This window comes from Skermanella stibiiresistens SB22 (genome assembly GCF_000576635.1).
GTDB classification, from domain to species: domain Bacteria; phylum Pseudomonadota; class Alphaproteobacteria; order Azospirillales; family Azospirillaceae; genus Skermanella; species Skermanella stibiiresistens.
Map to the genome: position 1 here is coordinate 1 of NZ_AVFL01000069.1, position 11,177 is coordinate 11,177.

Genomic DNA, 11,177 nt, shown 5'->3' on the forward strand with positions numbered 1-11,177 from the left:
GATCGGCAACGCCAGCGCCATCTTCACCTCCAGCCCCGCGTCCCCGCTCAGACGGTGTGCCTGGCGGAACGCGGTGGTGGCGCGGGCGACCTCGCCCCGGTCCAGCAGGATGTTGCCGAGCAGCGTCTGGGCGCGGGGGAAATCGGGGGTCGCGGACAGCGCGTAGGATAGCGTCGCCGCGGCCAACCCGAACCGGTTGTCCCGGAGGAAGGCGTTGGCGACACTTAGCAAGGCGTCGGGATGATCCGGCTGGAGGGTCAGGGCGCGCCGCCACGCGGTATCGGCCTCGCCATGGTGTCCTTGGCCGGCCAGCGCCGCGCCCAGGTTGCACCACGCTGGCGCGAAGCCGGGATCCAGCGTCACGGCCAAGGCGAGCGCGGCGCGCGCCTCGCTTGGCAGGTTCAGCCGGTTGAGGCAGAAGCCCAGGTTGTTCCAAGCCTCGGCCCCGGTGGGATGGAGCGCCGTCGCCCGCCGGTAGGCGTCCGCCGCCTCCTCTATCCGCCCAAGCGCGAGCAGCGCGTTGCCCAGGGTCACGGGAGCCAAGGGATCGGCGAGGTCGCACAGCATGGCGCGGCGCGCCGAGTCCGCGGCCCGCTCCATCGTTCCAAGTCCCACCGAGGTCAGGGCCAGATCATGCCAAGCCGCGGCGCTCGACGGGTCCAGCGCCACCGCGTGCCGCTGGACCTCGGCGGCTTGCGACGGCCGGCCTTGCCGAAGCAGGGCGGCGCCCAGCCCCGCGAGCGCCGCGCTTCCCGCCGGGTCGAGCGCCATCGAGCGGCGGAAGGCGGTTTCCGCTCCCCCGAAGTCGCCGGCGGCCAGCGCGGCCATGCCCAAATTGGCGTGGGCCAGCGGTTCGTCCGGTACCAAATCCGCCGCGGCCGTGAAGACGCGGGCGGCTCCGGTGGCATCGCCTTGATCTAGCAGGATGTGGCCAAGGGTAAATCGCGCCTCGATCATCGCGGGATCAAGGTCGCGGGCGCGCTGGCAGGCGTCGGCCGCGGCGTCGAATTTTCCGAGATGGCGCAGCGCGATGGCATAGTCCAGCAGGGTGTCGGGATCGTCCGGCCGGAATGCCAGCAAGCCGCCGAAGCCGCCCGCCGCCAGATCCCAGTCGCCAGCCCGCGCTCCCACCTGTCCGATCACCTGGAGCACGCCGGGTGGGGGCGCCAGGGCCAGCGCCCGGCGGCACGCCCCGGCCGCCTCGGTCAGGCGCCCGGCATCGTGGTGACGCTGCGCCTCCTTCAGGATCTCGGCCAAGTTTTCAGCGGGCATGGTGCGGCATCGGTTTTCGGGAGCGGTGCGAACCACACCGTACCATCCCTTTTCCTAATGAAACATGCCTCGCGGTTCCCAGTCGGCGGGGAATGCCCGCGGGTCAGCCGGCTTTCACCCGGAGGTCGGCGGTGAAGCGGAGGGCCTCGGCGCGCAGGTTCTCGATCTGCCGGGCGACCTGGGCGGCCGATCCGGTCATCCGGCCGACCGCCAGATCGGTCTCGTGGATCGCTTCGGTCACGTTGCCGAGACTGGCGGTGATCTCCCGCGCGGAACCGGCGCTGCCGGCCATGCTTTCGGCGATCCGGTGGGTGGCGGCGCTCTGCTCCCCGACCGATCCCGCGATCGTGGTGGCGATCGAGCTGACCCGCTGCACGGTTCCCGCGACGGCCCCCATCGCCGCGACCGCCAACTCCGTCCCGCTCTGGATGCCGGCTATCTGGGTCGAGATCTCGGCCGTCGCCTCCGCCGTCTGGTTCGCCAGGATCTTGACCTCCTGCGCCACGATCGCGAAGCCCTTGCCGGCCTCTCCCGCCCGAGCGGCCTCGATCGTGGCGTTGAGCGCCAGAAGGTTGGTCTGGGTTGCGATGCCATTGATCAACTGGACGACATCGCCGATCCGCCGGGCGGCACCCTCCAGCTCCTGGATACGGACGGCGGCTTGGCTGGTATGGGTGACGGCCTCCTTGATCACGCCCGCGGCCTCGGCGGTCCGGTCGCCGACCAGCGTCACGGAAGACGCCAGTTCCCCGGCGGAGGACGCGATGCTTTCGACCGCCGCGGCGGTTTGGCCAGCCGCCGCCTGGAGCGCCATGGCTTGCCGGCTCGCGGTCGCCGCTTGGCCCGCGATGCCGTCCGCCACCCCGCGCAGGTCGCCGTCGGCTTCCACCAGGGCCGCGATGATGCCGGCGATGCCGTCGTTGAACCGGGTGGTCGCCAGCGCCGTCCGCTCGGTCTCGCGAGCGGACGCGTCGCGGCGGCGATCCTCGTCCGCGCGCATCCCATCGAGTGCGGCCGCCTGATCCCGCATGGTCAGGATGGCGGCGGCGATGGCGCCGATCTCGTCGTTGGCGCCCTTGTCCAGCGTCACATCGCGCCGGCCCTCGCCGATCGCCGCGATCGCCGCTGCGGCGTGGGCCAGGGGCCGCGTGATCGACCGCGCGGTCAGCATCGTCAGGACCACGGCGGCGGCGATGGTCAGGATGGCGATGGCGATGGACAAGTTCCTGGCGGTGGCGCTGGTCGATTGGTTGAGCGCCGCCCGCTCGGCCTTGCGCCGGTCGATCAGGTCGGTGATGGCGCCGTTGCTCTCCTCGAGGGCCTCGAACGCCGCGATGAACTCCGGCATCCGCATCTGCGCCGAGATGAGGTCGGTCCGGGTCAGCCCTATGATCGTGTCGGCGGCGGCGATGTAGCGGTTCAGCTCCGGCTCGGCCTTCTCCAGCGCCTCCCTGGTTTCCGGATCGAGGGACGAGCGCTCGGCGTTGCTCCTCAGCGCCGTCTTGAACGTCGCGGCGTGCTCCTCGAACGCCGCCTTGGTTTCGGCGTGATCCTGCTCCTGGGTGCCGTTGGTGGCGGACAGCAGGGCCGTCAGCACGTCGGCGCGCAGGGCGTCGTGCATCATGTCGCCCAGCATGTGGCTCGCCAGGGCGTCTGACATGTCGATCAAGTCGGCGGCCGCTTTGTTGGAGGCGTCCAGGCCGGCCACGCCAATGGCGCCCGCCAATCCGGCGGCGAGCGTTAGGCCCGCGGCCATGCCGGTGAGACGTTGGCGGAGGGTCAACTGCGGCATGGCGTTCACAATCCTGCTCTAAAGGGATGCATTTAGTTTGATTAATCCAAAAATTACTTTTTCACGTTTAGGGCGTATAGAAAATTATCCAAAATGGCATAGATCGTGAAAAGACCTTTCTAATCTTGCTTTGCCGAATCCCTCCGGACGGTATCGTCCGCGGTCGGCAAAGCATGCAGCCACCCCGGCAGATTCTGCCTCCCGGGGTGTACCGCGCGGTCCGTCCCATGGCGTCCGGAGTGACGCGAAACCCAATCCCGAAACGGTGAATCCGATTGTGGCCCGCCGCTTGCTTGTGGATGCGACGGCAGGCATCGCATCCGGCGAAGCCTGTGGGCAATGGTGGATCAGATGGGCCTCGACGTTTCCCTGCGCACGGCGATGAGCGGTTTGAAGACTGTCCAGCAAGGGCTGGACGTCGTCTCGCGCAATATCGCCAACGCCGACACGGTCGGCTACACGCGGAAGATACAGAGCCAGTCCAATGTCGTCATCCAGGGCCAAGGCGTCGGCGTCCAGACGGGAAGCATCGAGCGGCAGGTCGACTCGGCGCTTCAGAACGAGGTGCGGAAGCAGGAGACGCGCGTCGCCAACCTTGAGGTCAACGAGCGGTATCTGGGCCAGGTCGAGATGCTCCATGGCGATCCCGACTCGGAGAGTTCCCTCGGCAGCGTCCTCAACCAGATGAAGGACGGCTTCACCAAGCTGATGGACACGCCCAGTTCCGCGGCGCTCCAGAACGAGGTGGTCGCGTCCGCCGACACGGTGGCCCGCACCCTGAACCGGCTGGCCGATGGCATCAACGATGTCCGCACGCAGGTCCAGGTCGACATAGAGAGCGCGATCACGGAACTGAACACGCAGTTGAAGCGGGTCGACGATCTCAACAAGCAGATCCGCTCGCTGTCCGCGACGGGACAGTCCCAGCCGGACCTCGAGGACCAGCGCGACGAGGCCTTGGGGAAGATTTCCCAGCAGATCGAGATCAACGTGATGCGTCGCGGTGATGGCACCGTTTCGGTGCTCGACCACTATGGCCAGCCCTATCTCGAGGCCGAGTACCAGCCGCTATCCATGGCGCAGGTGTCGATCAATCCGCAGGCGGCCTATCCCGGCGCCATCGAACCGATCCGGCTGGGCGACCCCACGACCGGCACCGACGTCACCACGCGGCTGGGTCAGGGAGGCAAGCTGGGTGGCTTGATCCAACTCCGCGACCAGACCCTGCCGCAGTTCCAGGCCCAGCTCGACGAGTTCTCGCAGACCATGGCGGAGACGTTCCAGACCGCTGGCCTGACGCTGTTCACCAATAGCGCAGGAACCGTTCCGGCGGACGTGCCGACCACCCTCTCGATCGGCTTCTCCAACCAGATCCAGGTGGCCCAGGCGGTGGTGGCCACCCCCAGCGCGCTGCGCGACGGATCGCCGGTGGCGACCGCCACCTCGTCCTCCGACAGCACCCTGCTGCGCTCGATCGTCGACGGCGTGCTGGACACCAACCAAGCCTTCCAGACCGCCAACTTGGGTCCCAACTCGAACCTCTCCAGCGCCTTGCCGGGCAGTTCGACCTTCGCCTCCTTCGCCAGCGAGCTGGTCAGCTACCAGAGCAATCTCCGCTCGACCACGACCGCCCAGCTGGAGCCCGCCACGACGCTGCGCGATCATCTGCAAGTCAAGCTGGCCGACGCGTCGGGCGTCAACATGGATCAGGAGGTCTCCCTTCTGATCCAATTGCAGCGATCCTACGCCAGTTCCGCCCAGGTCGTCTCGACCAACCGGCAGATGTTCTCCGACCTCATCTCCATCCTGCGCTGATTTGACCAGGGAGCCCGACCATGACCTCGATCTCGACCAACGGACAGTTCATGCGGGTGCAAACCCAGAACATGGCCATCCAGCAGCGCATGACGGACCTGACCGAGCAGGTGTCGAGCGGCAAGAAGACGTCCGTCTATGGCGGGCTCGGCGCCGACGCGCGCCAGTCGATCGACCTGCGCGGCCAAGTGACCGAACTGGACACCTACCAGAAGAACATCGCGTCCGCCCAGCTGCGGGTGACCAGCGCCGTCGAGACGATGGAGCGCATCAACGATGTGGCGCGGGATGTCCGCGAGCAGCTGACAAAATTGACCGGCAATCCCCCGCCGAACCAGTCCGTGATCCAGGACATCGCGAAGCGTGGCTACGACGAGGTCGCCCAACTCCTGAACACCAAGGTCGAGGGACGCTACATCTTCGCCGGCAGCGATACCACCAACCCGCCGTTCCCGGACGCGGCCCAGTTCTTCACGGACGTGCAGACCGAGGTCAACGCCTTCGCCGCCAACGGCGCCCCGGCGACCATCGCCGCGACCACCGCGATCGCCACCGACGACACGTATTTCTCGACGGCGCTCCAGGGCGTCGATCCGTCGCCCCTCAAGGCCCGCGTCGACCGCAACCTGGACCTCAGCTATCAGGTCCGCGCCAACGGACCGGAAAGCCCGCCTCCACCGGCCGGCCAACTGGAGCCGTTCCGCGAGATCCTGCGCGGCCTGGCGACCGCCGCCAACTTGACCTACGACACGAACAACCCGGGCTCGTTCACCGATTACAACAGCGTGCTGGACACCACCCGCAACGCGCTCGACAGCGCGTCCAAGAACCTCGACAGCCATGTCGGCATCCTGGGCTCGACGTCTGAACGCATGAAGGCGCTCGACAGCCAGCACGACATCACCGCGACGACGGCCAAGACGAACCTCACCGACATCGAGGATGTCGACATGGCGGACGCGATCAGCAAGCTGGACCTGATCAAGACCCAGCTCCAGGCGTCGTACAAGGTGACCTCCACGCTGCATCAGGTGAACCTGATCGACTTCCTGTGAGGCGGGCATCGTCGGACCAACGCGGCGTTCATCAATCGTAAACCAAGGCGGTGCTACCGATCCGCGTTGACCTCACGCGGGAAGCCCGATGAAGCTCGTCGTCCTCGATCCAGGCCTGGACAGCACCGCCGGCCATCACTACCACCTGGACCTCGTCTTGCGAGAGCAGGCCGCCGCACATGGGTTGGAGGCGGTATTCCACGGGTTCAAGGGGATGGACCCCCTGATCGAGGATCTGTTCGGCGCCCGCCTCATCTTCGACATGCACTCCTACGCCCGGATCGCTGGACCTCCCGAACTGGCCCCGATCCAGAACTGGTCGGTCAAGAACGGCAGCTTCTATCGCAACCTGTGCGATGGCGTGTCCGGGGATCTCCAGGCCGACGACATCGTGCTGATGCACACCGTCCTGGGCGGCGAGCTGGTCGGCCTGTACCTGTGGTACCGCGGCCTGCCGGAGCCGAGGCCCCGGATCTGCCTGGTGCTGCGCTTCCCCCCCTGGTTCCATATGGCGCGGGAGCACCACGAGATCGCCGTGGCGCTGGAACGCTACGCCCTCTCCCTATGGACCGAGTTCCCGGCCGACCGCGTGATGATGGCGTGCGACAACGCCGGCCTCGCCAAGTTCTATGGCAAGCTCGCCGGCTTCGAGATGCCCAGCCTGCCGATCCCCATCCGCTATCCCATCCTGAAAGCGGAACACAAGCGTCGGCGCGATGGTGCCCGGCCGCGTTTCGTCTACCTGGGCGAGGCCCGCGAGGAGAAGGGCATCCATCTGATCGTCGACGCCCTGCGCCGCCGGTCCCCCGCCCTGGATGGCATCGACTTCACCATCCAGTGCGGCCGGCATGAATTGCTCGGCACCCTGCTCGACGAATGGCGGACGGACTTGCCCGATGTCGATTTCATCGATCGGGGCCTGCCGGAGGACGACTATCTCGGGTTGTTGGCGAGCGCCGACGCCGTGCTGGTGCCCTACCGGCCGGACATCTACGACGTGCGCACCTCGCATATCTACCTGGAGGCCGTCGGGGCCGGCAAGCCGGTGCTGATCACGGCGGGATCATGGATGGATCTGGAAACCGTCCGGCTGGGACACGTGGCCGTTCGCGCGGCGGCCTTCACCGTCGACGCGGTCGAGGATGCCCTGACGCGGCTGGCCCGCGATTGGCGCGATCTGGCGGCGCTGGGCCCGGCGGCGGGGGAACGGTGTCGTGATTACCACAATCCCACGAACTTTTTCAGCGGACTGGTCGGCCTTTTCGACGCACCCGCCGGAACAGGGCCCAAACTGGCTGAAAACCGTGATTCCCGTTGATTTTCCGCCACAACTCAAGATGCGCGGCAAGGGTCTCCCTACCCCGATATTAAGGGTTTTTTCACGATCTGAGTTTAGGATTTAGTCGCGGAAGAAGACCGCAATCTATCCAAAATGGAGGCACCGATGTCCAACTCAGTCAACACCAATGTCGGGGCGATGATCGCCCTGAAGAACCTGAACAACGTCAGCGACTCGCTGTCGACCACCCAGAAGCGCATCAGCACCGGCTTGAACGTCGCCGACGCCTACGACGATGGCGCGTCCTACGCCGTCGCCGAAGGCATCCGCAGCGACGTCAAGGCGATCGGCGCGGTGAACGAGCGTCTCGCGGTCGGCAAGGGCATGATCGACGTCGCCGTCAAGGCCGGTGAAAACATCTCGAAGTCGCTTCAGGACGTCCGTGTCGTTCTCACCAAGCTCGCCGACCAGGCGCTGACCGGTGCCGACCGCACGAACTACGAGAACCAGTACAATACCTTGAAGAACGACATCGACAACTTCATCAAGGACGCCAAGTACAACGACATCACGCTGATCAACACCAGCACCAACCAGTCGATCATCTCGAACATCGACGGTGGCAACATCACCGTGACGTCGCAGAACATGGCGACGGCGGTCTACTCCCAGCTTGGCGCCGCATCGGACTATTCGGCCGCCGCGGCGCTGATCGCGACGACCGGCGCGCTGGCGAACGCCGAGAGCAATCTTGGCCGCGCCATGAACCAGTTGGCCGCCGACAGCCGCCGCATCACGAACCAGATCGGGTTCAACAATGCGATCGCCGACGCGACCAATACCGGCCTGGGCTCCATCGTCGACGCCGACTTGGCGAAGGAAAGCGCCCGGTTGCAGTCCTTGCAGGTCAAGCAGCAGCTTTCCAGTCAGGCGCTGTCGATCGCGAACCAGTCTCCGCAGTCGCTGCTGGGTCTGTTCCGCTAAGGCTCGTCCCGCGTTTCGCCTCCCCCAGGTCTCACGGCCCGGGGGACGGCGGCGTGGCGCCTTCGCGGCTCTTCCGGCGGTTTCCGCGGTTTTCACACAATTCAAACCACCATCAAATTGCGGTTCTGAACGGAAGTGGCGATGAACACGAAGATCAATGCCTACAAGCAAGCGGCGATGATGAAGACCGATTATCGCTCGCAAGAGGCCAATCTCTTCAAACGCGTGACCTTTGGCCTGATCCAGGGGAAGGCCAATCCGAACGGCATGGACCTCGTCCGCGCCGCGTCGGACGACAAGCTGCTCTGGATGACCATCATCAAATTGCTGCAGGACGATCAAAACCGTCTGCCCGCCAGTCTGCGCGGACAGATCATCTCGATCGGTCAGGCGGTGATTCGGGAAATCGACCAAAACATCACCGGCACGCTCGATGTCGACTTCCTAATCGATATCAACACGCAGATGATCGAAGGCTTGGCGGCGCAGCCCGAGGCGGTCGCCGGCGCCGGTCTTCCAACCCAACTCCCCACCGCCTGAGACGCGGGCTTGGGAGTTAGGGACCACCGAGGAGTCCGACCATGTCCAGCACCATCGCCTTCGCGAAGATGTCCGCGGTCGCCGCATACAAGATCGCGGTGAAGGAGGGCGATGCTGGGCTTGAGAAGATGGCGGCCCGGAAGGACGTCAAGGCCGAAGTCGCCTACTTCAACGAGAACATCCAGAAGGTCACCTCCGTCGAGGAATTGTTCAAGAACAAGCGGCTGGTCAAGTACGTCATGGATGCCGTCGGGTTGGGCAAGGAAACCGACAAGATGGGCCTTATCAAGAAGGTCCTGACCGAAAAGGCCGACGACCCCAACGCCTTGATGAACAAGCTGGTCGATCAGCGTTTCAAGACGGCCGCCTCCATGCTCAAGCTGGGGGAAAATGGGCTGGGCCAGATTCAGCGCGACAGCACCAAGGAAGACCTCGCCGAATTGTACGTCAAGAACAAGTACGACGCGGGTCTGTCCTCCCAAAACTCGGCCGTGCCGCTGGCCATGTATTTCAAGGAAAACGCCGGGACCGCCAGGAACATGTACGACATCCTGGGTGACCAGCGCATGCGCCATGTCGTGACGACGGCGCTTGGGTTGCCCCTGGAACTCGCCAACCAATCGGTCGAAGCCCAGGCGGCGGCGATCGAGAAGCGCATGAAGCTGTCCGACCTCAAGGACGACAAGTTCGTCGACAAACTAGCCCAGCGCTTCCTGATGGCCTCGGACGACGGGTCCTCATCGACCGGCTCGAATAGTTACGTCCTAAACCTTTTCGCGTGAGATGCCGGACGCCATCGCGATGGGCGTGCCCGTCATTCGCGCCCTTGGTGTCCGCCACGACGCCGGCCGAGCGCCGAAATCTGGAGAGAATTGATGTCTGCTGAACTGATGATGGAAAAGCCGGCGGAAGGGTTGGCGGAAGCGGGCGGGCAGGCGGATCTCAGGAATCGCGCCGCGATCCTCCTGACCCGCGGCGATTTGGAAGGCGCCCGCTCCGCGGTCGACTCGGCGCTGGAAGGCGCTCCCGAGGACGCCGACCTGCTGGCGTTGCGGGGCGCCTGCCGCGCCCGTCAGGGTGAGCTGAGCGACGGCATCCAGGATCTCGCCACCGCCGTGATGGCCCGTCCGAAGGATTGGGAGTTGCTCAACAACCTCGCGGTCCATCTCCAGCAGATGAAGATGTTCGACGAGGCCGTCGTCTTCCACGTCAAGGCGATCAACAATTCCGAGCCCGACCAGCATCCCCAGCTCTACATCAACCTGGGCCTCGCCATGATGGGGCAGGGCGAGCATCTCGGCGCGATCCAGTTGTTCGAGACGGTGCTGAGCGTCCATCCCGATATGGTCGACGCCGCGGTCAACCTGTCGAGCGCCTTGAACTCGCTGAAGGAATATGGCCGCAGCGTCGATGTCTGCCGCAGGACGCTGGCCATCGCCGAGGCGCCCGAGCTGTACCACAACCTTGGCAACGCGCTGCACAAGATCCCCGGCCGCGACGCCGAGGCGCTGGCCGCGTTCGAGAAGGCGCTGGCGCTCGATCCCACCAACTGGAAATCGAAGCACATGCTGTCCCTGCTCCGGGACGAGGACATGGACGAGATCCCGGCCAATTTCGTGGAAGGCTTGTTCGACGAATACGCCAGCTATTACGAGCGGGACGTCATCGAGAAGCTGCGCTACCGGGTTCCCGGCCTGATCCGTCGTTACCTGCTCAAGGCGGTTCCCGGCCGGACCCGGTTCGACAGCGTTCTGGACCTGGGATGCGGCACCGGCTTGACCGGCGTGATGCTGCGCGACATCACCGATTTCCAAAAGGGAGTCGATATCTCGCGCAACATGCTCAAGGTGGCGCTCGAGAAGGAAATCTACGACCAGATCGAGGCCGTCGATCTCCAGGTCGGACTGGGCGAGATCGACCGGGCCTATTCGGTGGCGGTGGCCGCCGACGTGTGCGGCTATATCGGCCGGCTGGAGCCGATCTTCGAGAAGGTCGCCGCCGTGCTGGAAGCTGGCGGCTTGTTCGCCTTCTCGGTCGAGGAGTCGTTCCTGGCCGATTTCGAGGTGTCGGCGGCGGGCCGCTTCGCCCACCGGAGGACCTATGTCCAGAAGGCGCTGGCCGACGCGGGCTTCAAGGTGCTGTCGGTCGCCCGTGAGCAGCTTCGCAACAGCGGCGGCCGCCCGGTATTCGGCATGATCTTCATCGCCCAAAAGCCGACCTGACCATCAGCCGGCCTGACCATCGGCCTCATTGGATTGGGTGAAAAGGGCCGGGAGGGCGAACCTCTCCCGGCCCTTTTCCATGTGCGGTGTTCAGCCGGCGAAGAGTTCGTCGAAGGCGTCGATGCTGGGCTGGTGCTCGAACAGGACTGGGACGCGGTCGAGGATCTTGCGGGAGACGTGGGCCCTTCGGGCCGGATCGTTGGCGAGAGCGTGGGCGA

The 11,177-nt window shown here is 65.4% G+C and carries 9 protein-coding genes; 7 read left to right on the forward strand and 2 right to left on the reverse strand.

What is annotated here, in order from left to right:
• Both N825_RS34935 and N825_RS34940 read right to left on the reverse strand, forming a co-directional pair.
• The coding region (locus N825_RS34935) for a tetratricopeptide repeat protein (RefSeq protein WP_037461980.1) at positions 1-1,272 on the reverse strand (1,272 nt) is incomplete at its 3' end.
• A 103-nt stretch (positions 1,273-1,375) separates the two neighbouring features.
• A complete protein-coding gene (locus N825_RS34940) occupies positions 1,376-3,064 on the reverse strand; it encodes a methyl-accepting chemotaxis protein (RefSeq protein ID WP_157619768.1) in 1,689 nt (562 codons plus the stop codon).
• A gap of 339 nt (positions 3,065-3,403) precedes the next feature.
• Between N825_RS34940 and flgK the strand changes: the two genes are divergently transcribed.
• The 7 genes from flgK to N825_RS34975 all read left to right on the forward strand — a co-directional run bounded on the left by flgK (position 3,404) and on the right by N825_RS34975 (position 10,959).
• Positions 3,404-4,879 (forward strand): flagellar hook-associated protein FlgK, encoded by a 1,476-nt coding sequence (flgK, locus tag N825_RS34945; protein ID WP_037461983.1) that lies wholly within the window; start codon positions 3,404-3,406, stop codon positions 4,877-4,879.
• A gap of 20 nt (positions 4,880-4,899) precedes the next feature.
• The gene (locus N825_RS34950) at positions 4,900-5,934 is read left to right on the forward strand and encodes a flagellin (protein WP_037461986.1); all 1,035 of its coding nucleotides are present in this window, start codon (positions 4,900-4,902) and stop codon (positions 5,932-5,934) included.
• A gap of 88 nt (positions 5,935-6,022) precedes the next feature.
• Positions 6,023-7,252 carry a glycosyltransferase family protein gene (locus N825_RS34955; RefSeq protein WP_037461989.1) on the forward strand — a complete coding sequence of 410 codons (1,230 nt, stop codon included), beginning with the start codon at positions 6,023-6,025 and terminating at the stop codon, positions 7,250-7,252.
• A gap of 126 nt (positions 7,253-7,378) precedes the next feature.
• A complete protein-coding gene (locus tag N825_RS34960) occupies positions 7,379-8,197 on the forward strand; it encodes a flagellin (RefSeq protein ID WP_037461992.1) in 819 nt (272 codons plus the stop codon).
• A gap of 141 nt (positions 8,198-8,338) precedes the next feature.
• Positions 8,339-8,737 carry a flagellar biosynthesis regulator FlaF gene (locus tag N825_RS34965; RefSeq protein ID WP_037461994.1) on the forward strand — a complete coding sequence of 133 codons (399 nt, stop codon included), beginning with the start codon at positions 8,339-8,341 and terminating at the stop codon, positions 8,735-8,737.
• Positions 8,738-8,778: 41 nt separating this feature from the next.
• A complete protein-coding gene (locus tag N825_RS34970) occupies positions 8,779-9,519 on the forward strand; it encodes a DUF1217 domain-containing protein (protein WP_037461997.1) in 741 nt (246 codons plus the stop codon).
• A 93-nt stretch (positions 9,520-9,612) separates the two neighbouring features.
• On the forward strand, positions 9,613-10,959 hold the full coding sequence (locus tag N825_RS34975; protein WP_084165400.1) for a tetratricopeptide repeat protein: 1,347 nt from the start codon (positions 9,613-9,615) through the stop codon (positions 10,957-10,959).
• The last annotated feature ends 218 nt before the right edge of the window (positions 10,960-11,177 follow it).